This window comes from Allobaculum stercoricanis DSM 13633, from assembly GCF_000384195.1.
GTDB classification, from domain to species: domain Bacteria; phylum Bacillota_I; class Bacilli_A; order Erysipelotrichales; family Erysipelotrichaceae; genus Allobaculum; species Allobaculum stercoricanis.
The window spans coordinates 820,932-842,174 of the sequence record NZ_KB913034.1; the positions used below are offsets into that span (position 1 = coordinate 820,932).

The following is a 21,243-nucleotide window of genomic DNA, read 5'->3' on the forward strand; positions in this document are numbered from 1 at the left end:
CACACATGACAGTTAATTGGAGTGAAGAAACAAATTTAGATGTTTTAGAACATGAACTTGTAGGTGCGCCCATTATTCCTAGTGGTGTAGAAAAAAAGGATCCAAAAGATATTAAAGTGCTTTTGGGACTGAGTGGTGGTGTAGATAGTGCGATTGCTGCTTGGGTATTAAAAGAACAAGGATTTGATGTCACTTGTTGCTTTATGCGCAACTGGGACTCATTTGCCAATGGAGATGTTGCGGGCAATCCAGATTTATTAAATGATGTTTGTCCTCAAGAACAAGACTATCACGATGCCCAAGCGGTTGCGGATAAATTAGGATTAACATTACTTCGCGTCGATTTTGTTCGTGAATATTGGGATGATGTTTTCTCGACTTTCCTTAAGGAATATGAAAGAGGACGTACACCAAACCCAGACATTTTATGTAATCAATTTATTAAATTTGATGCATTCTTTAATTATGCAATGAAAAATGGTTTTGATGCGATTGCAACAGGACACTATTGCTCAATCCAAGTCGAAAATGACTTTACTTGGCTAGCAAGAGCAGCAGATTTAAATAAAGACCAAACTTACTTTTTAGCACAAGTCGCTAAAGAAGCATTAGCGAAAACAATGTTCCCATTAGGAACGCTGATTAAACCACAAGTTCGTAAAATTGCGGCGATGTTAAATCTCGATAGCGTTATGACGAAAAAAGACTCCACAGGGATTTGTTTTATCGGTGAAAGAAATTTCCGTCAGTTTTTATCGAACTATCTTCCTGCTAAAGAAGGCGAAATTATCGATTTAGAAACAGGAACTGTTTTAGGTAAACACCAAGGGGTTCTATATTACACAATTGGTCAACGCAAAGGTTTGCATATTGATCGTTTTGCTGGTCCTTGGTTTATTGCCGCTAAAGATGTTCAAACAAACCGCTTATATGCTGCTAAAGTCGATAACAAGCAATGGCTTGATTCCGATCGATGCCGTGTTGAAAAGATTAACTGGATCGTCGATGAAGATTACAAGTTCCCTAAACATTGCACTGTTAAATTTAGATATCGTCAAAAAGATATTCCAATCGAACTGGAAGTAGATGGAAATTGCGCGAATGTGTATTACCCACAAAAAAGTTCCGCAGTGACTCCGGGTCAAGAAGCAGTGTTCTATGATGGTGATAAATGTCTCGGTGGTGGCGTAATCGAAGAAGTATATATTCAAGACGATAATGTCTTCGAAAAAATTAAAACAAAGGCGGATCAATCCTACCATGGCTGATCGCATTGTTGTGGAAGGAAAGGTTGAACGCATTTTTTTCCAACGAGCGAATACGAATTTCTATATTGGCAGTTTAAGAAACGGATCCAATAAGAAGATCATTCGCTTTATTGGTAATGTGCCAAACTGTGAAATTGGCTTGTATTTTCAATTAGAAGGGGAAATGGCGGTTCACCCCGTTTATGGAGAACAACTCAAAGTCACACAAGCGACACAAACGACTCCACCATCGAATGAATCAGAAATTATTAAGTTTTTTTCCTCTAGTTTATTTGCAGGAGTGGGAAAGACGACAGCCCAAAAAATTTATAATGCATTAGGAGAAGATGCGATAGATTTAGTTATTGCCAATCCGGATATCTTAGTCGATACGTGTAATTTGTCTGCCGAAATGGCTTCAAAAGTCGCCAATCCACTGCTGAACAATCCGAAAAGTATTCAAATTTCGCGATTGTTAAAGGCAGGTATTTCGCAAAAAGATATTACTCGTCTACAAAACTTACCAGATCAAGTTTTGAAAAAGCTAAAAGACGATCCTTTTTATCCGTATTACTATTTGTCTGGCTTTGGTTATGAATCCGCAAAACGAATTGCCAATGTCTTTCATCTTGCCAAAGATGACCCTATGCGATTGAAAGCGGAAGTGTATGATCAAATTCAAAGAATTACATATCAATTTGGTTGTACGACAATTCCGATTGGTGTTCTTTGTCAAAATGCACAAATGGACATTGAGCAAGTGATGCCAGCAATTGAGCAACTCGAAGCGATGGGCTTAGTGATTCGAAGTGGGCAATATGTTTATTTAATCGAACAATATAATGCCGAACAAGTCGTTGCTCATGCGCTATACCAACATACTTTCGAAGTAAATCAACCGGATTTAGACGTTTTGTACGAAACGATTGCCCAAGTAGAGCAGAAAAATAATATTACGTATGATGACACGCAAAAAAAAGCGATCGAACAGTTTTTCAGCCACTCGATGATGATTTTAAATGGGGGCCCGGGAACCGGGAAAAGTACGCTATTAAAAGGAATCCTCGATACCCTAAAAATACTAGAACCTTCTTCTACTGTTGTCTTATGCGCCCCAACCGGACGTGCAGCTAAACGAATGAAGGAACTGACCAATCGAAAAGCTCAAACGATTCATTCATTATTAAAATGGGATTTTGAAACCAATATGTTTGGTGTGAATGAATCCGATCCGCTTAAAGCGGATTATGTCATCGTCGATGAGTTTTCGATGGTGGATTCACGTTTATTTGCGAGCTTGTTAAGAGGGATAGAGGAGCATTGCCAAATCTTATTGATTGGAGATGAAGAACAATTGGAAAGTGTTGGACCGGGAAATGTTCTCAATGATTTGATTGCTTCCAATAAAGTTCCAGTCGTGCATTTAAAAAAGCTCTATCGTCAAAAAGAAGGCAGTGGGATTTCGATTTTAGCGGATCAAATTCGTAACTTTAAAGAAATTGAGTTTATTGATCCTGTGACGATGCTCGAACGGAATGAAAGCTCAACGCTCTCTTTAATTGAAAATCTTGTCTTACAACAAGAACACCCTGAGGATGTGCAAATTCTTGCACCGAAATACGATGGGGACAGTGGGATTTATGCGATTAATGCGATGATGCAAACGATTGTCAATCCATTCCATCCATTAAAAGAACAATTAACAACCCATATTGTGACGGAGAATGGACGCAAAGAAGTTTATTTTAGAAAAGATGACAAAATTCTTTTGAAGAAAAATCATCCGGAAATCAATGCCTTTAATGGCGATATCGGTACGATTTCGCAAGTCGATCCGGTGACTAATACGTTATGGTGTCAATTTAGTGATACGACACTCGAGGTAGAAAAGACGAATTTGTTGGATACAATTAGTCATGCTTGGTGTATTTCGATCCATAAAGCACAAGGCTCTGAGTATCAAGACGTTTGTGTTGTTGCTGATCATAATGGGGCAGGCATGTTAAAGAAACGTCTTTTGTATACCGCTATATCACGGGCGAAAAAGAATTTGACAATTGTTGGCAGCGAACAGCTTTTTCGTCAAGGGGTCAAACGCATCGACACAAATCGACGAATTACCACACTTCAACAACGCCTCGATCAAGTTTGGCAAAGTGCAACAAGACAAGATCTTGCTACATTGATTCGACAGCTGCCAGTACGCTCACATGGCATGTTTGAAAATCCAATGTTGTTTTCAGATCCATTAGCAGATGTCGAAATATTCGATACAAGTGAAGTGTTGAGTTTTGAATAAGCTGGATTTTGAAGAATTTTGTTCAAAACATTTCATTTTGTTCAAGCTGATGAACAAATGATTTGCTTGAACTAGACCTTCAGTCTATAATGCGATATGCAGTGAAGAAAGGGACGAGTACACAGACCTTTTCCAGTTTAGAGAGCAACAGTTGGTGAAAAGTTGCCTGGAAACCTGTCGAAGCTACCCTGGAGTTGCCGCTTCCAGCGATAACGGAGTAATTAAGGGTGTTTATGTATTTGTATATAAACAAACCGGGATGGTATCGCGTGTCAACGTTCCTGGAAACAGGGGCGTTTTTTTATATTCATTTCAATGGGAATAGCGATCGCCACAAATGAAAATCAAAGTTTGCCTGGCAAACTTTGGATCAATAAAAAGGAGAAAACGATGAAACAACTGACAGGGAATCAGGTTCGTCAAATGTTCTTAGATTACTTTGAATCAAAAGGCCACATGATTGAACCAGGAGCAAGTTTAGTACCTCATAACGACCCAACTTTGTTATGGATTAATGCGGGAGTTGCTGCCCTTAAAAAATATTTTGACGGTAGTGAAAAACCAAAGAAAAACCGCATTGCTAACGCCCAAAAATCAATTCGTACAAACGATATTGAAAACGTTGGGAAAACAGCACGTCACCACACATTCTTTGAAATGTTAGGGAACTTCTCTATTGGTGATTATTTCAAAGCTGAAGCTATTCCATTTGCATGGGAATTTTTAACAAGCCCAGAATGGATTGGCTTTGATCCAGAAAAACTTTACATCACTGTGTATACAGATGATGATGAAGCTTACCGCATTTGGACAGAAGTATGTCATGTTGACCCAAGTCACATCTTAAAAACAAAAGAAAACTTCTGGGAAATCGGTAAAGGACCAGGGGGTCCAGACACAGAAATTCACTATGACCGTGGAGAAAAATATGATCCAGAAGGTCTTGGTGAAAAATTATTCTTTGAAGAAATGGAAAACGATCGTTACATCGAAGTATGGAACGTTGTATTTAGCCAATATGATTGCGATCCAACAATTGATCGTAAAGACTACAAAGAATTACCACAGAAAAATATCGATACCGGAATGGGCTTAGAACGTTTAGTTGCTTTAATCCAAGATGGTGAAACAAACTTCGATACAGACTTATTCTTACCAATCATTCACGAAACAGAAAAATTAGCGCATGTAAAATATGAAGGCGACAACAGAATGGCTTTCCGCGTTATCGCTGACCATATTCGTACATTAGTATTTGCTCTTTCTGATGGAGCAAACTTCTCAAACTCCGGACGTGGTTATGTTTTAAGACGTGTACTACGTCGTGCTGTTCGTTTTGGATTGAAACTCGGCTTAGACGAACCATTCCTCTACAAATTAGTGGATGTTGTCTCTGAAAACATGAAAGATTTCTATCCATACTTAATGGATACAATCGAAGAAAATAAAAAGACTATTCGTCAAGAAGAACAATTGTTCAAGAAAACATTGAAAAATGGTCAAGCTTTATTAGATGAAGAAATTGCTAAAGCAACAAATGGCAAATTATCTGGTGAAGTTACATTCAAACTGTATGACACTTATGGCTTCCCATTTGAAATGACGCAAGAAATTGCACAAGAAAATGGCTTAGAAGCAGATCGTGAAGATTTTGATGTGCAAATGCAAGCACAAAAAGAACGTGCTCGTGCAGCAAGAAGCAAAGAAGATTCTTTCGCAACTCAAAACGAAGAACTCATGAACTTTGCTGAGCATTGCGAATTCACTGGCTACGATCATTTAGAAGACGAAGGCCATGTGATTGCTTTATTCAACAAAGAAGGAAAAATGGTTGATGAATTAGATGGTGAAGGTCAAATTATTTGTGATGTTACTCCATTCTATGTTCAATCTGGTGGTCAAGTTGCTGATACAGGTGTGATCATTGGCAATCATTTCAAAGCGAATGTTTTAGACGGTATTAAAACAAGAAATAAACAACACTTACTTCAAATTGAAGTAGAAGAAGGCATTTTACATAAAGGTGATTTAGTTCGCCAAATCGTGGATGCAAAACATCGTTTAGACACAACTGCAAACCACTCAGCAACACACTTATTACAATCAGCCCTCAAAGCTGTATTAGGGGATTCTATTCACCAAGCAGGAAGCTTTGTAGGACCAGATTACTTACGTTTTGACTTCAATTACCGCGAAAAATTAACTGAAGAGCAATTAGCAGACATTGAACAACGTGTAAACGTAATGATCAATGATGGCCATGTTGTTACTCGTGAAGTAATGAAAATCGAAGAAGCGAAAAAAACAGGCGCAACTGCATTATTCGATGAAAAATACGGTGATGAAGTTCGCGTAGTGACTATGGGTGATGTATCTTGTGAATTCTGTGCAGGTTGCCACGTGGATAACACAAGAGAAATCGGTCTGTTAAAAATCGTAGGTGAAGAATCAATCGGAAGTGATACACGTCGTATTACAGCAAAAACGAAAAAAGCAGCTTACGATGACTTTGCAGCTCAACAAAGAATGCTTGAACACATCGCAAGAACAGCAAAATCTAAAGGAATTAAAAACCTCGATACAAAAATCGATGCTACTTTTGATCAAATGAAAGACATGCAAAAAGAAATTGCAGATCTGAAAAATCAATTGTTTGCGTTCAAATCTAAAGAATGGGCACGTGATGCTAAAGAGATCAACGGATTCCATGCATTAGTTCGTGAAGTTCCTGCAATGGATGGTAAAGCACTCAAAGAAATCGTTTCAACACTTAAAGGACAAGACGACCAAATGGTAATCTTATTAATCTCCAACAATGATGGTCGTTTAACACTCGTTGCTGGTGCAGGTAAAGAAGCGGTTAAACGTGGTGTTCATGCCGGAAACTTAGTTAAAGCTGCGGCATTGACAACAGAAGGTAAAGGCGGCGGAAAACCAGATCTTGCACAAGCTGGTGGTTCTAACGCTGCTAAGATCAATGAAGCCCTCAACCAGGCATTACAAACAATTGAAACTCTTTAATTCATTTCAATTAAAACGGAGTTGTATTCGTCATTAGACAAGTACAACTCTTTTTTTAGCTATAAAGAATGCTTCGTTTTTTGTGGTTAAGCAATGAACGTAAGCGTCAAATGAATGACGTGTGTTATTAGAATAAAAGGCGCTGTATTCTGTTTGTAGCTAAACAGAATACAGCGCCTTAATTATTTGACTGAAAATATAAGTTTTCAGGAAGATTTTTAGAATATGGAACTAACTCTTCCACTACTTTCTGTGGAATTTGCTCTTCTTTGTAATACTTCAATGTATTCAAAACGTGTTCTAGGTACATGAATGGGTTTAATCCATTCATTTTAGCTGATTCTAGCAGTGTCATATACCCAGCAGCCGATTCTGCTCCGCTGACACTGTTCGAGAACAAGAAATTCTTTCTTGCGATCACGAAACTCTTTATTTTTCTTTCGGCTAAATTATTATCGATCGGATAAATGCCATTTTCTATGTATCTCGCTAATTCTTCTTTACGCTCCAAGAAGTATGTTGCAGCTTTATGGGCTTTCGTTTTCTCTTCGAATCCTTCTGCTACAATTTCAACTTCTTGCACTAACTTTTCAAAACGAGGATTGCTTAGCTTTTTTCTAGCTTGTGTTCTCTGTTCAGTTGAACAATCGGAAAAGTTATTCTCGATTTGATACAGTTCTGCGATTTGTTTTAAAATGGCAACTAAACGATTTAAAGACTCATGTTCTTGAAGGAAGGCTTGAGCTTTTTCCGGAATATCATCGGAATTTTTATACGCATTCAAAATCTTTTTCAATTGGGCATAATCATCCCTACAGTTAACGGCATCATAAAAGTACCGTCTTGCATGTGCCAAACAAGATAGTTTTGTGCATCCTGGATAGGATCTGTAGCCTTGCAGTCCATCTGTCATGAGTGCGCCGGTAAAATCTGTCCCAAGCATACTTATGATAAATTCTTTTTTTCGACTTTCATTGAACTGGTAAAGAACCATTTGTTGTTGTGCATATTCTCCACTAACTCCACAGATCATATAGGAAGTCGATCGGTCTTTTAAGGCAAGACACTGTAGCGGTGTTTCATCCATATGGATAACATTTTGCTTCACTAGATCCTGATTGATCTGTTCGCAGATGGGGATTAGATATTGTTCATAGCACGTCTGTAAAATATTACTCATTGTCTGTCTAGACAGATCTACTCCCAAAGCAGAGGCGTCCTTTTCAAGGCGGTATAACGGTGTGCCCATCATGAATTTTTCATAAGCGAGTCCGGCAACAAGAGAAGTTGTGGCAATGCTCTTGTCAATGAGATCTGGTTCTTTCGGTTGAGCTTTGACGATCATCGATTTTCCGTTTTCATCTGTACATCCTGCCGGACAAACCTTTTTTTCCAGTTTGATTTTTCTGATTAGGTATTGAGCTGGTTGGTATTCAATAACGGTTTTTTCCGAATAATCTAAATGGGACATCTTTCTGCCACAGAATGGGCAGAGAGTGTTTTCATCGAGTTGAATAACATCGATGATATCGGGTTCGTGGTTTCTGCAGTCTTTTCTTGGTTTGTTTTTCTTAACGGCATCTAGCTTTTTCAGATCGTTTAATTGGTTGTCCAACTTTTTTCGATGATTTTGGACTTTAGCTAAAACTTCGCGATACTGTTCTTCAGTAATCTCACAGGCTTCACGTTTTTCGTTCAAGAATTCGATTGTGTCTTTTTCCAAATCAGTTGGTTCTAAGGTATCTAAGTCAAAGAGTCTGAGTTGAATGTTTTCAGTTTTTGCGGCAAAAAGAGCGTTTTGGAGATAATTATTGAGCTCTTTTCTGCCTTGAGATTCGCAGACTGTATCAATAAGTAAATTCACGACATCGTTTTTGTCCATGTCTTTTGTTTGTTCACGAATCTGAGTCGCTATGTTAGTTCGGATTTTTTGTTTAATTTCAGGATCTATTCTTACCATAACTGTATTATATCTTATTTATGCATAATATAAAACTTAATAAGATATTATATTAAATTTAAGTGTGTTAAATATGTGTTTTTTCATATGTATATAGTTCTTGTCAAAAACCCAGCAGAGTGGCCTGCTGGGTTAAATGTATTTTGGTTTTTGAGGTAAAAATTGAGGGTCTGGCACAATTGTCATTCCGGATAGTAGAGCTTGTAACTGTGATGAGCTGATTGTTTGATATTGATTTATTTCAGTAAAAGGCCATTTTAAATGAGATCTAGCTAGACGTTTATAGACCAACCAGTAACCATTGCCATCATGGAGGATTCCTTTCATTTTATCTTTGGTTCGGTTAGTAAAAAGATACAAAGAACCATCCGTTGGATCTAGGTGATAAATTCCCTGAATGATAGAAGCATAACCATCAATCCCTTTACGAAGATCGGCTGGGTTATTCACTAGAATAATGTTTTTGACTTTGGAGAAATCTATTCCAAGATCTAAATAGCCGAAATCATTCATAATAAAAAGCCCCCTGAGATAACTGATCGAATTATCTCAAAAGGCTATTCATCTTAATACCCGTCATTCATTTGACGCTTACCAATGAACGAAGAAGTGTTTCAGCAAGAGATTTTGGGTTGATGGTGCTATAATAATTGCAATCAAAATAAACGTGATATCCATTAAACATCGCGTTTATCCATGATAATCGATGGTCGATGATCCAATAAATGCCCATCTTTTTGACAATTGGATGCAAAAAGATCATTCGTCATTTATGACGTTAGACCAAAAAAAGGCCATAAATCGAATGAAAGTGGCACTAAATTCCTAATGAAAGTGCTTTATCTACATGATTTAGACAACTTCATTCACTTTTAAGCTAAAATAATAAGGCATATTGTTTATGTTTTAAGGAGGGTGCAACATGGCTCAAATTACAGAAACAGTAATGTTTACAACGGAAAAAATTCGTCGTGAGAACATTAAAAAAATTCTTCGTGAAGTATCTGATGCGCTTGAGGAAAGAGGATATAACACTGAAAACCAGATCGCTGGATATTTAATCAGTGCTGATCCAGCCTATATCTCCTCCTACAAAGATGCTCGCAATACAATTCAAAAAATTGAACGCTACGAAATTATTGAAGAGCTTGTTCGAGCATATCTGGAGAAATAATCGAGAATGGAAAGAATTATTGGCCTCGATTTAGGATCCGTAACATGTGGAGTGGCAATGTCTGATCCACTTGGCATGATTGCGCGCGCAATTACAACAGTACGATTTCCAAGTGATGATTACCAACAATGTTTAGAAGGCGTGCTTCAAATCTTGCACGAAAACAAAGTGAAAAAAGTCGTTTTGGGATTACCTAAACATATGAATGGCGATATTGGCATTCGTGGGGAAATCTGCTTGAACTTTAAAAAAATGTTGGAAGACCAGGGAATTGAAGTAGATATGTGGGATGAACGTTTAACAACTGTTGCAGCCCAAAAGATTTTAATTTCCGCCGATGTCTCCCGGAAGAAACGAAAGAAAGTCATTGATCAAATGGCAGCTGTCCAGATTCTTCAAAGTTATTTGGACCGGCAAAATGGCGGGCTAGTCTCGTTCTGATTCTGCTTTCCAGAGGCAAAACATCGTTTTTTGCCTCTTTTTTTACAATAGCTTGGAAAGAGCGCTAGTTCATCTTGTATCGTAAATAGATGAACAACCACATTCAATAAAGGAGAATTCTATGATTGACTCTAATTCTTTGTACGTCAAAGACCAAGATGGAAATGAAAAAAGAATGATCATTCTGTTCACATTTGACAGTACAGACTACAACAAGTCTTATGTTGTATTCCAAGACCCAGATAATGACACTGGTGAAGTTTATGCATCTGCTTACAACGACCAAGGTGAACTTTTACCTATCGAAACTGATGAAGAATGGGATATGGTAGATGAAGTCATTAATACGTTTGCCTCGGACGAGGAATTAACGGATGACTAGAAGAAGAAAAAAAAGAAAAAGCCACGCGGGACTCATCGTGTTTTTCGTAATTTTATGTTTGTTGATCGGTGGAGCTGGAGGAGGATATTTTTGGTATAGCTCCTCTTTAAAACCAGTTTCCTCTACCGATGAAAAAATCGCCATTGAAATTGCGCAAGGTGATACCCAAAATATCGTGATTGATAAATTAGAAGCAGCGGGATTGATTCAAAGCAAACTTGCCACAAAGATTTATACAAAATTAAATGAATTTCCACGTTATGTAGGAACATTTGAACTTTCTACATCGATGTCTACACAAGAAATCTTTGCTAAACTTGCTGATCCAAACAATGCTTTACAAAGCTTTGTTTCGGTGACAATTCCTGAAGGAAAATGGGCAAAAGATATTGCGACCATTTTAGCGAATAGTTTACCTCATCTAAATCGTGACGAATTACTTCGTTTATGGAACGATGATGCGTATATCAACCAACTTGCTCAAGTGTACCCATTCATTGATCCAACGCTTCTGACAAACGATCAATACTTCGTTAAATTAGAAGGATATTTATTCCCAGAAACTTATCACATTGATCTGAACATGAACGAAGATCAAGTAACGCGGATGCTATTGGATCAATTTGGCGCAGTGATTGCGCAGTTCCAACCACAAATCGATGCATCACAATATAACTTGCAAGAAATCCTTACGCTAGCAAGTATTATTCAATTTGAAAGTGGAAATCCAGCAGACATGCCAGATATTTCCGGTGTATTCCATAATCGTTTAAATTCAGGAATGCCACTCGGCAGTTCTGTAACGGTATGTTATGCACTCTATGATCAATTTGAATCCAGTGAGCAGTGCGAAACGAATACGGATATTCAATCCCCATATAATACGTATCTCAATGCCGGATTACCAATTGGTCCAATTCTAAATCCGGGCCGTGATGCGATTAGTGCTGCTTTAAATCCTGCGCAAAACGATTATTTATATTTCGTTGCCGATATTTATGGTGATGGAAAAACGCACTTTGCTCGTACTTTAGAAGAGCATGAAGCAAATATTGATCGATTTAACTTGCGCTTAGAATAAACATCAACAAATATTTGTGATACAATTTTTAAGCTTTAAATTTGGAGGATAAACATGGCTGAAAAAATTTTTGTTACTCAGGAAGGTCTCGATGAGCTTCGTGCCGAACTTGAGAATCTTGTCCATGTCGTAAGACCGGAAGTAATTGTCGAACTTCAAGAAGCTCGTGCACAAGGGGACTTATCTGAAAACGCTGATTACGATGCCGCTCGTGACCATCAGGCTCGTGTGGAAGGTCGTATTAAAGAACTTGAAAGTTTAATCAAAAATGCACAGATTATCGAAGAAGGAGAAGGTGGAACGAAAACAGTTCGTTTAGGATCCACTGTAACAATTAAAGATAATACTGATGGATCTTTGATGACATTCAGTATTGTGGGTACGATCGAAGCCGATCCTTTCAACAACAAAATTTCCAATGAAACACCTCTTGTCAAAGCAATCTTAGACAAGAGACCTGGAGAAACTGTTGAAGTGAAAGGTGTAGAAGAACCTTACGAAGTGACAATTGAATCTGTTCGCTAAACATGAAGAGACTGTAACAAATATCTTGATATTGATTATCTTTTCAATCATCAAGGTCGCTTACAGCCTCTTTTTTATTTTTGCAAAATTGAATCCTAAAAAGCGTTGGATGAATGTATTGAAGATGGTGTAAAACAGATCATGATTTAGAATGGATTTTTATATTGCTTCTATTTTCAACATGTTCAAAACGGACATTTGATACAATAGAAGACAAGATTAAATCTTTTCGATTTGAGTTTGTACATAAAGAAGGAGGATTTGAAGATGGTTTATATTTTACATGGTGAAGATCCATCTAGACGGGAATATAAATTAGAGACCATTAAACGCAAAGAGAATTGTGATCAAATTGATCGCTTCGATTGTCAAAAAGATGATCCAGACGTCATTGAAAACATGTTGGATTCATATAATTTATTTGCAGAAAAACCGATGGTCATTTTAGATCATGCTTCTTTTTTAGGTGCCAAAAACGATACTAAATTAGAATTAGAACGCATTGTGCCAAGACTCGTTGATGATAAAGTGATCGTTTTACTATTAGATGCCAAAAAGCTAGATACAAGAAAAAAACTAGTCAAACAACTCCAAGAAACCGCAACAATCATGAACTGCATGCCACTCGATGAAAAGAGTTTAGTTACAGAAGTGCAGACGATGATGAAAGAACGTAAAATGAAAATGGATGCGCGTGGTTTTGACTACTTTTGTCAAAATGTCGGCTTTTCATCACCAGTTATAGCTAGCCAACTTGATAAACTTGCATTATATAGCCAAGATTTGAGTTATGAAGATGTTAAAGCTTTAACAACGGTGGAACCCACTCAAGATGTATTTAAAATGACGAATGCTTTATTTGCGAAAAACCGGGTTTTATTATTAGAGTTGTATCGGAACTTTAGAGCACAAAATATGGAACCTGCGGCAATTATTGGTTTACTTGCTTCGCAAATTCGCTTTGTTTATCAAGTACGCGTTTTGATGGATGAAGGATATCGCAAAGAAGATATGATGAGTGAATTAAATGCATCATCGGGTCGAATCTGGAATACAATGAAAAACGCTAAAAATTTTAGTGCAAATCAGCTTTTAGAAAATTTGGCGACGTTATCAAAACTTGATCAAGCCACTAAAAGTGGAGTAGATCGCGATACTGCATTTGAAAATTTCATTTTGCAAATTGATGATCAGCATTCAAAACAAGATGTTTGGCAATTTTAAAAAAAGAAAGAACATCATCTTTAAAAAGCTAGATTGTGGCATTTGCTTGAATAGAGTGTAAAAAAGAAATATAAAACGTGTGAGATCTTTTATCATAGATTTGAAATAATCCGATTATTGAAGATCTCTTTTTTGTTTTGCAAAAAAAATAACCATACAGTCGGGCTCTACCACTCCTGATGTAACCGAGTGAATTTGATCACTCGGTCTTTTTTCTCTTGCTATACTGAAATTAGCGGAAGAGATCGTTGCTTTTTTGAGATTTGATCTCGCAAAAAAATTGATAGAAGATCTTCTGTATGCACCACTGACTGTTTCGAAATAGAACGAATAATTCGCCCTGCTCGAGAACGTAGAAAAAAATATTAATTCGCAGAAGATCGGCCGCTTTTCTATTTTTGGAGGTAATTATGGAAAGACTATATGCGGTTTGTTGTGGTATCGATGTTCACAAAAAGATTTTGGTTGCTTGTTTGAGAACGAAACAATCTACTGAAATTCGTTCTTTTGGTGCATCAACTCAAGATCTTCTTGATCTTGTGGATTGGTTAACAGCCAATCAATGCGAAGCTGTAGCGATGGAAAGTACAGCTTCATATTGGAAGCCTGTTTTTAATATTCTTGAAGGCTATGATTTAAACCCAATGGTTGTCAATGCTCAACACATGAAACAAGTTCCTGGACGAAAAACAGATGTAAAAGATGCTGAATGGATTTCTGATCTGTTAATGAATGGACTTCTTAAACCGAGTTTTATTCCAAATAGACGTCAAAGAGAACTTCGCGAACTATGTAGATACAGAAAATCATTGATCGTTGATTTAGGTGCTGAAAAGAATCGACTTCAGAAAATGTTAGAAGGAGCGAATATCAAACTATCTGGGACAATATCCGATATTAATGGTAAGAGTGGAAAAGCTCTTCTTGACTATATTGTTTCTGGCGAAATTTTTGACGACGAAGCTTATGAACGACTTCTTGCAGAAAAGTTGATTTCCAAACGATTAAAAGCACCTAAAAAACAATTGATCAAAGATATGCAAGGTTGTATCAGCCCAATTCAGGCAAAGATGATCAAAGTGATTCGAACTCATATTTCAGAACTTGAAGCGCACATCAAAGAACTGAATGACGACATTTCAAATCATCTAAACGAAGAAGAAGAAAACGCAGTTGAATTAATCAAAGACATCCCTGGTATTTCAGATACGAGTGCACAAACGATCGTTTCAATCATTGGAACAGATATGTCGCGCTTTCCAACAAGCGGAGCTTTGTGTTCATGGGGTGGACTATGTCCTGGAAATCATGAAAGCGCTGGGAAACGAAAGAATGGAAGAACAAACAAGGGAAATAAACTCTTAAGAAGTACTTTAGTTGTCTGTGCTCACTCAGCTGTGTTGAAAAAAGATTCTTACTTTGGAGAAATGTATAAACGGATTGCCTCACATAGAGGAAGGAAAAGAGCTATTGTTGCAGTTGCACACGCAATATTACAAATCATTTGGCAACTACTCAAAAAGAATGAGAGATATGAAGATTTAGGCTCAGATTACTTTGAAAAGAAAAATCACAAAAATAAGTTAGTATCAACTTTAAAGAAGCTTGAAAATTTTGGAATAACTCTCATGCCAGAACAACTGGCACAAGTAGCCTTCTAGAATTTTACTATTTTATTTTTTCAAAAATGTCAGGGATTTTGTGCGCTTTTTTCTAAAACGTTCGATTTGGTTACAGAAAAAAAAGCAAAGTAAAAGAAAAAGAATGATCGGTAATTTGATATTTACCGAATCGTAAATAAAGCATTATAAAAGCGCAGAGAAACAAAATAGAATTCATATTCTCTGCGCTTTCATTTTCATTTAAATCTGTGAAAAGTTATATTTCGACGTAAATCTACATCAATAAAAAACGATATCGAAGTGATACCGTGTTTTTATTGAATAGAGTTTACAGCTTGAGCAAGTCTAGATTTCTGGTTAGAAGCATAGTTTTTATGCTTGAATCCTTTTGCTACAGCTTTGTCTAATTTAGAACATGCTGCTGCGTAAGCTGCAACTGCTGCTTCTTTATCCTGAGCTTCTACAGCAACTAACACTTTTTTGATAGCTGTTTTTAAAGCTGATTTTTGGGAAACGTTGCGGCTTCTTGCTTTATTATTCGTGAGAACACGCTTTTTTTGCTGTTTAATCTGTGGCACGAGTACACCTCCTGACATAATGCTTTGAAATTATAACAAAGTGCATTTTACAATGCAACAAAACACGAAATGATCAGGTATAATATCTCATCAGAAAGGGGGTTATTCCTTGTGAATTCCAAAATTATTTTTATGGGGACTCCTCAAATTGCCGCAGATGTCTTGCAAGCATTATTAAATGCAAATGCAAATATTTCTTTAGTCATCTGCCAACCAGATCGTAAAGTCGGTCGTAAAGGGACTTTACAAGCTTGTCCAACCAAGCAACTTGCCCTTCAATATAACATTCCTGTTTTTCAACCGGAGAAAATTCGCAATGACTTTCAACGTGTCGTTGATGAACATGCAGATTTAATTGTAACTTGTGCGTATGGTCAAATCGTACCACAAGAAGTCTTAGATGCACCAAAACAAGGGTGCGTGAATTTGCATGGATCACTTTTACCGGAGTATCGAGGCGCCGCACCAATTCAGCGTGCAATTTATGATGGTAAAACGGTAACTGGCATGTCTTTGATGAAAATGGAAGCAGGTATGGATACTGGACCAGTTGCTGCAATGGCAAAAATTGAAATTGAGCCAAGCGACAATACCACTTCATTATTTGAAAAGATGGGAAAACTTGCGGGCGAATTGGTTGTTGAACACCTCGATGAACTTTTAGCCGGGACACTAGAATTCATCCCACAAGACGATTCATCAGCAACGCATGCTGACAAGATCTCAAAAGAAGAAGAACAACTCGATTTAAATATGTCAGATGTTCAATTATTGAATACGATTCGGGCACTTTCTTATACGCCGGGTGGGTATGTGATCGCAAATCATGCTAAACTAAAACTTCTTTCTGTACGCTATCAACCTGGCGAAACACCTGGTATTGGGGTGTTCTTTGCTTTGAACAAAAAACAATTCGCAATGGGTGGCCATGAAGGAATCTTTTTGTTAGACGAAGTGCAACCAGAAGGAAAATCAATGATGAAATCTGCCGACTTCCTGAATGGAAAAGGAAGAAGTCTGATCAATAAGAAAGCGGGGGAATAACTTGGATCAAAAGAATATTCGAAATTTTTCAATTATCGCTCATATTGACCATGGAAAATCGACATTAGCTGACCGAATTTTGGAACTGACGGATTCAGTTGAGAAACGAGAAATGAAATCACAAATTCTCGATTCGATGGATTTAGAAAGAGAACGTGGCATTACCATTAAATTGAATGCCGTGGAACTTGTTTATCATGCTAAAGATGGACAAGATTATTTATTCCATTTGATTGACACTCCAGGTCACGTTGACTTCTCATATGAAGTATCACGTTCACTTGCAGCTTGTGAAGGAGCTATATTAGTTGTCGATGCAGCGCAAGGTGTGCAAGCGCAAACGATGGCAAACGTGTATTTAGCATTAGAAAACGACTTAGAGATTTTACCAGTCTTAAATAAAGTTGACTTACCAAGTGCACAACCAGAGGTTGTCAAAGAAGAAATCGAAAATTTAATTGGCTTAGATTGCAGTGAAGCCGTTGAAATTTCTGCTAAATCCGGATTGAATGTCGATCAAGTTTTAGAACAAATCGTAGCAAAATTGCCAGCTCCAACAGGAGACATTCAAGAACCACTACAAGCTTTAGTCTTTGACTCAGTTTATGATGCTTATAAAGGCGTTATTGCTTGGGTATCGATTAAAAATGGTGAAGTTAAAGTTGGCGATAAAATTCGTTTAATGGCTTCACAAGCAGAATATGAAGTCACAGAACTTGGTGTACGTACACCAAAAATGTTAAACAAACAATCTTTAAAAACAGGAGATGTTGGATGGATTGCAGCATCTGTTAAAGATATCAAAACAGTTCGTGTTGGGGATACGATCACTTTAGCTAATCGTCCAGCAAAAGAAGCGCTCGATGGATATAAAGAAATGCAGCCAATGGTTTATGCGGGTATTTATCCTGTTGATAACGCTCGTTATGACGATTTAAAAGAAGCATTAGAAAAATTACAACTCAACGATGCATCTTTACAATTTGAACCTGAAACGTCACAAGCTTTAGGATTTGGGTTCCGTTGTGGCTTTTTAGGACTATTACATATGGATGTTGTCGAAGAGCGTTTAGAACGTGAATATAACTTGAGTTTGATCGCAACTTCGCCATCTGTTATTTATCGAGTGCATAAAACCGATCGAACTGTCGAAGAAATCGACAACCCAGCTTCATTACCACCAGCTCAAAAAATCGACTTTATCGAAGAACCTTATGTCAAAGCGGAAATCTTAGTTCCGAAAGAATATGTCGGTACGATGATGGATCTTTGTCAGAAAAAACGTGGTGAATATGTGGACTTACAAGTTCTCGATGATACACGTATGGAATTGATCTATCAGATGCCACTTTCTGAAATTATCTTCGATTTCTTTGATCGCATGAAGAGTGCAACGAAAGGCTATGCAAGCTTTGACTATGAATTTAGCGGCTATCGTAAATCCGATCTGCAAAAACTCGATATTTTATTAAATGGCCAAGTTGTCGATGCGCTTAGCATTATCGTGCATAAAGATTTTGCTTATAATCGTGGAAATGCGATGACAGTTAAATTAAAAGACTTAATCCCAAAACAACAGTTTGAAATTCCTGTTCAAGCCGCAATTGGAAGTAAAATTATTGCCCGTACAAACATTAAAGCCTTACGTAAAAACGTATTGGCAAAATGTTATGGTGGGGACATTTCCCGTAAGAAAAAATTGTTAGAAAAACAAAAAGAAGGGAAAAAGCGCATGAAGATGGTTGGTTCTGTCGAAATTCCACAAGAAGCATTTATGGCTGTCTTGTCGATGGACGAAGACTAATCATGATCGAAAGTGCTTATCTCCATATCCCATTTTGTCAGTCGATTTGTACATATTGTGCTTTTGAGCGAAGCGCAAATTTAAAACAGATCGACCAGTGGCTCGATGTGATTTGCGACGAGGTGCAAAATACTTTAAAACAAGCCAAACAAAACGATCCAACCTTTAAATTGAAGACAATTTATTTTGGAGGTGGGACACCGAGTGTTTTGTCTTGCGCACAACTCGAACGCTTAGCAAGTTTGTTTGCAGATGTCTTTGATCCTTATGGAGAATGGACAATTGAAGCGAATCCTGAATCGATTACTTTAGAATGGTTGCAAACAGCCCGCCGTCTTATGATCAATCGCATTTCAATTGGTATTCAAACCTTTGATGCCAAACGCCTGCAAACACTCAATCGCCATCATACCCCATTGCAAGCCAAGCAAGCTGTCGCATTATGTCGCCAAGCTGGATTTGAATCGATTAGCGTCGATTTGATTTATGGCTTTGCCAAACAAACGATGGCGGATCTCAATGCTGATCTAGATGCGTTTTTGGAACTCGATATCGATCATCTTTCTATTTATTCGCTCATTTTAGAGCCGGATTCGGCTTTAGGAAAACGGGGCTATGTGCCATTAGATGAGTATGAAAATGCATTGATGTATGAACAAATTGACAAGCGTTTAACCCAATCTGGATTTGAGCACTACGAAGTGAGTTCTTTTGCCCGCAATCAAAAATACGGGCTTCATAACTCGTTGATTTGGGATGATGGTCAATACTTTGGCTTTGGGTTTGGAGCAATTGGGCGTGATGAACAAGGCTTATATCATCACTCGGGTACATTAAAACAATATATTCAAAAACAATCACATCTCGAATATGAAGAAAATCCCAATCCTTGGTTTGATGCGATCATGACAGGCTTGCGCACCACAATGGGTTTAAATGTCTTGAAGTGGAATTTACGCTATGGATTTGATTTCAAACAACGCTATGCGCATGTCTTAAATCAGTATTCAGAATGCTTTATCGAACAAAATGATCGTATTTCACTCACTAAACAAGGAATGGAAATTTTAGATACGATTTTAGTTGAATTCCTCATGGAAGATTGATAACATACAAAAGATTCATTCGCGGCTTTTGGAGACTCCGACCGAGGCTTCGATTGGATTGTAATGAAAGAAAAAGGAGAGCATAAAAATTATGACTAACGCACAAAAAGAAGCAATCATCAAAGAATATGCAATTCACGAAGGAGATACAGGTTCTCCAGAAGTTCAAGTTGCTATTTTAACAGCTCGTATCAACGAACTGACTGAACACTTCAAAGTTCACAAACACGATTATCATTCCTACAGAGGTTTGATGAAAATGGTTGGACACAGAAAGAACTTATTATCTTATCTGAAAAACAAAGACCTCGAACGTTACAAATCTTTAATTGCAAGACTTGGTCTGAGAAAGTAAGCATCAGCTTACTTTTTTTTTACGATTTTTTCGACATGAATGAGAGTTGGTTTCATGGCTATTGCTTGAAAGATAGATTGTTCTAAGCTAAGGAATGGCAGAATTAAAGATGAATTTTGTGCGTAAAGAAGACAGAATGGGCGGATATTGTCTAAAATGAAATAGACAAGGAGTAAATTTATATGAGACAAATGAAACAGCTTAGGACAATTGCGATGGCCTCGATTGTTGCCTCATCATTTATGTTGGGTGGTTGTACGCCAAAAACAACGGTGATCACAAGTGAAAATGCCCCTAATGAGTTTATCCGTCAAGTCGCAAATGTTACCTCAAATTCAACATCGGAAGAGATGCAATCTATTTTAAACACCATGAATGATGCCACGATTGAGTATTACAAATCTGGCTATCAAACAAGTGAACAAACACATGCAGTAGGCTTAACTGTCCAGGATGGACAATTAGCGACAACAGAAAGTGACTTTAAAAACTATGATGTCCGCTTTGGTGATGAATTAACGTACTATGAGTTATATGAAGAAGAATCGGGCAATGAAGCGAATTATGGTTTGATGTCCTATAACAAAGGCGCAATTACAACTGTTTTTTCGCGCCCAGATGGATCGGGACAGTTTGGAAAAGAGAATGGTAAATTTGTCATTCAAACCATCAACAAAGAAGATGGCGTCCTTCATGATATTAGTGATGATGCGATGCATGAATATATTCAAGAAGCCATTTCTTTTCCGCTACATAATCTCGTGGGTGGCACACTATTAGTGTCTCCGTTTGAAAAGCCACAAGCTTATACATATAAACTCGAACAAGTTGGATCTGATTTTGTCTGGACCATCTCGATTCATGAACAAGATGTATATAACGAAATTCTCAATACAACTTTCAAAGACCTTTATGGATATGATCGCTTAGATATTAAAGGGGATGGATCATTCATTCTTGATGAATTTATCGCTCAAGAAGTAACTTATGTACTGACAATGGATGAACAAGGTGTTGTTCAAAAAATTTCAACAACAAATGCTTCTCAAGCGAAAAAAGGAGAGGTAACTAAAGAGATCAAAAGTACAGATACCGTTTTGCTTACAACGGTTGAAGAAAAATGGTACACATTCTTTAAAGATTTCTTTGCCGCAATTGAATCAGGAACTTTAAAAGAAGAGGATGCTTTTGCTTTAAATCAACCTTTTGCTAGTGAGTCATCTGACCAATCTTCCACTCCAGATTCAACACTTGAATCCAAAATGGAAACAGATCAACAATCAACAACTGAAAGTCAATCTAATTCTAGCGAACAAAATTCGCAATAATGCATTTTATCGCCATTGACCATGTTCTTGGTTTGCATGGAGTTTAATTGAA

Annotated in this window: 18 protein-coding genes; 15 read left to right on the forward strand and 3 right to left on the reverse strand. The window is 37.4% G+C overall.

Features of this window, described 5'->3' with window-relative positions:
- Positions 1–5 precede the first annotated feature (5 nt).
- The 3 genes from mnmA (at position 6) to alaS (ending at position 6,567) form a co-directional block, all read left to right on the forward strand.
- A complete protein-coding gene (gene mnmA, locus ALLST_RS0103810) occupies positions 6–1,268 on the forward strand; it encodes a tRNA 2-thiouridine(34) synthase MnmA (RefSeq protein WP_019892740.1) in 1,263 nt (420 codons plus the stop codon).
- Positions 1,261–3,546, forward strand: coding sequence for an SF1B family DNA helicase RecD2 (recD2, locus tag ALLST_RS0103815; protein WP_019892741.1), 2,286 nt, complete (start codon positions 1,261–1,263; stop codon positions 3,544–3,546). The genes mnmA and recD2 overlap by 8 nt, the downstream gene beginning before the upstream one ends.
- A 390-nt stretch (positions 3,547–3,936) precedes the next feature.
- The gene (gene alaS / locus ALLST_RS0103820) at positions 3,937–6,567 is read left to right on the forward strand and encodes an alanine--tRNA ligase (protein ID WP_033399852.1); all 2,631 of its coding nucleotides are present in this window, start codon (positions 3,937–3,939) and stop codon (positions 6,565–6,567) included.
- Between the two features lie 178 nt (positions 6,568–6,745).
- Here the strand turns inward: alaS and tnpC are convergent, their stop codons facing one another.
- Both tnpC and tnpB read right to left on the reverse strand, forming a co-directional pair.
- Positions 6,746–8,527: an IS66 family transposase gene (gene tnpC / locus ALLST_RS0103825; RefSeq protein ID WP_019892743.1), complete on the reverse strand. Its 1,782-nt coding sequence runs from the start codon at positions 8,525–8,527 to the stop codon at positions 6,746–6,748.
- A gap of 132 nt (positions 8,528–8,659) precedes the next feature.
- Entirely contained in the window at positions 8,660–9,040 is a 381-nt protein-coding gene (gene tnpB, locus ALLST_RS10020) for an IS66 family insertion sequence element accessory protein TnpB (protein WP_019892745.1), read from the reverse strand.
- 409 nt (positions 9,041–9,449) lie between these two features.
- Here tnpB and ALLST_RS0103835 point away from each other — a divergent pair, with 409 nt between their 5' ends.
- The 7 genes from ALLST_RS0103835 (at position 9,450) to ALLST_RS0103865 (ending at position 15,015) form a co-directional block, all read left to right on the forward strand.
- Positions 9,450–9,701, forward strand: coding sequence for an IreB family regulatory phosphoprotein (locus tag ALLST_RS0103835; protein ID WP_019892746.1), 252 nt, complete (start codon positions 9,450–9,452; stop codon positions 9,699–9,701).
- A 6-nt stretch (positions 9,702–9,707) separates the two neighbouring features.
- Positions 9,708–10,142: a Holliday junction resolvase RuvX gene (ruvX, locus tag ALLST_RS0103840; RefSeq protein ID WP_019892747.1), complete on the forward strand. Its 435-nt coding sequence runs from the start codon at positions 9,708–9,710 to the stop codon at positions 10,140–10,142.
- A gap of 121 nt (positions 10,143–10,263) precedes the next feature.
- Entirely contained in the window at positions 10,264–10,524 is a 261-nt protein-coding gene (locus ALLST_RS0103845) for a DUF1292 domain-containing protein (protein WP_019892748.1), read from the forward strand.
- Positions 10,517–11,605 carry an endolytic transglycosylase MltG gene (gene mltG / locus ALLST_RS0103850; protein WP_019892749.1) on the forward strand — a complete coding sequence of 363 codons (1,089 nt, stop codon included), beginning with the start codon at positions 10,517–10,519 and terminating at the stop codon, positions 11,603–11,605. Before ALLST_RS0103845 ends, mltG begins: the two co-directional genes overlap by 8 nt.
- A 54-nt stretch (positions 11,606–11,659) precedes the next feature.
- On the forward strand, positions 11,660–12,130 hold the full coding sequence (gene greA, locus ALLST_RS0103855) for a transcription elongation factor GreA (RefSeq protein WP_019892750.1): 471 nt from the start codon (positions 11,660–11,662) through the stop codon (positions 12,128–12,130).
- Between the two features lie 267 nt (positions 12,131–12,397).
- On the forward strand, positions 12,398–13,354 hold the full coding sequence (holA, locus tag ALLST_RS0103860; protein WP_019892751.1) for a DNA polymerase III subunit delta: 957 nt from the start codon (positions 12,398–12,400) through the stop codon (positions 13,352–13,354).
- A gap of 410 nt (positions 13,355–13,764) precedes the next feature.
- Positions 13,765–15,015: an IS110 family RNA-guided transposase gene (locus ALLST_RS0103865; RefSeq protein WP_019892209.1), complete on the forward strand. Its 1,251-nt coding sequence runs from the start codon at positions 13,765–13,767 to the stop codon at positions 15,013–15,015.
- 275 nt (positions 15,016–15,290) lie between these two features.
- On the opposite strand, the gene rpsT is transcribed toward ALLST_RS0103865, so the two are convergent.
- Positions 15,291–15,554, reverse strand: a complete 264-nt coding sequence (rpsT, locus tag ALLST_RS0103870; protein WP_019892752.1) for a 30S ribosomal protein S20 — start codon at positions 15,552–15,554, stop codon at positions 15,291–15,293.
- 111 nt (positions 15,555–15,665) lie between these two features.
- Between rpsT and fmt the strand changes: the two genes are divergently transcribed.
- The 5 genes from fmt to ALLST_RS0103895 all read left to right on the forward strand — a co-directional run bounded on the left by fmt (position 15,666) and on the right by ALLST_RS0103895 (position 21,191).
- The gene (gene fmt / locus ALLST_RS0103875; protein WP_019892753.1) at positions 15,666–16,598 is read left to right on the forward strand and encodes a methionyl-tRNA formyltransferase; all 933 of its coding nucleotides are present in this window, start codon (positions 15,666–15,668) and stop codon (positions 16,596–16,598) included.
- 1 nt (position 16,599) lies between these two features.
- Positions 16,600–18,402, forward strand: a complete 1,803-nt coding sequence (lepA, locus tag ALLST_RS0103880) for a translation elongation factor 4 (protein WP_019892754.1) — start codon at positions 16,600–16,602, stop codon at positions 18,400–18,402.
- A gap of 2 nt (positions 18,403–18,404) precedes the next feature.
- Positions 18,405–19,508, forward strand: coding sequence for a radical SAM family heme chaperone HemW (gene hemW / locus ALLST_RS0103885; RefSeq protein WP_019892755.1), 1,104 nt, complete (start codon positions 18,405–18,407; stop codon positions 19,506–19,508).
- A 91-nt stretch (positions 19,509–19,599) separates the two neighbouring features.
- Positions 19,600–19,863, forward strand: a complete 264-nt coding sequence (gene rpsO, locus ALLST_RS0103890; protein WP_019892756.1) for a 30S ribosomal protein S15 — start codon at positions 19,600–19,602, stop codon at positions 19,861–19,863.
- Between the two features lie 182 nt (positions 19,864–20,045).
- Entirely contained in the window at positions 20,046–21,191 is a 1,146-nt protein-coding gene (locus tag ALLST_RS0103895; RefSeq protein WP_019892757.1) for a hypothetical protein, read from the forward strand.
- Positions 21,192–21,243: the final 52 nt, after the last annotated feature.

Excerpts from the sequence above, each read along its gene's own strand:
- mnmA (WP_019892740.1), top strand. The coding sequence starts at position 6 with ATGACAGTTAATTGGAGTGAAGAAACAAATTTAGATGTTTTAGAACAT.
- recD2 (WP_019892741.1), top strand. The coding sequence starts at position 1,261 with ATGGCTGATCGCATTGTTGTGGAAGGAAAGGTTGAACGCATTTTTTTC.
- alaS (WP_033399852.1), top strand. The coding sequence starts at position 3,937 with ATGAAACAACTGACAGGGAATCAGGTTCGTCAAATGTTCTTAGATTAC.
- tnpC (WP_019892743.1), bottom strand. The coding sequence starts at position 8,527 with ATGGTAAGAATAGATCCTGAAATTAAACAAAAAATCCGAACTAACATA.
- tnpB (WP_019892745.1), bottom strand. The coding sequence starts at position 9,040 with ATGAATGATTTCGGCTATTTAGATCTTGGAATAGATTTCTCCAAAGTC.
- ALLST_RS0103835 (WP_019892746.1), top strand. The coding sequence starts at position 9,450 with ATGGCTCAAATTACAGAAACAGTAATGTTTACAACGGAAAAAATTCGT.
- ruvX (WP_019892747.1), top strand. The coding sequence starts at position 9,708 with ATGGAAAGAATTATTGGCCTCGATTTAGGATCCGTAACATGTGGAGTG.
- ALLST_RS0103845 (WP_019892748.1), top strand. The coding sequence starts at position 10,264 with ATGATTGACTCTAATTCTTTGTACGTCAAAGACCAAGATGGAAATGAA.
- mltG (WP_019892749.1), top strand. The coding sequence starts at position 10,517 with ATGACTAGAAGAAGAAAAAAAAGAAAAAGCCACGCGGGACTCATCGTG.
- greA (WP_019892750.1), top strand. The coding sequence starts at position 11,660 with ATGGCTGAAAAAATTTTTGTTACTCAGGAAGGTCTCGATGAGCTTCGT.
- holA (WP_019892751.1), top strand. The coding sequence starts at position 12,398 with ATGGTTTATATTTTACATGGTGAAGATCCATCTAGACGGGAATATAAA.
- ALLST_RS0103865 (WP_019892209.1), top strand. The coding sequence starts at position 13,765 with ATGGAAAGACTATATGCGGTTTGTTGTGGTATCGATGTTCACAAAAAG.
- hemW (WP_019892755.1), top strand. The coding sequence starts at position 18,405 with ATGATCGAAAGTGCTTATCTCCATATCCCATTTTGTCAGTCGATTTGT.
- rpsO (WP_019892756.1), top strand. The coding sequence starts at position 19,600 with ATGACTAACGCACAAAAAGAAGCAATCATCAAAGAATATGCAATTCAC.
- ALLST_RS0103895 (WP_019892757.1), top strand. The coding sequence starts at position 20,046 with ATGAGACAAATGAAACAGCTTAGGACAATTGCGATGGCCTCGATTGTT.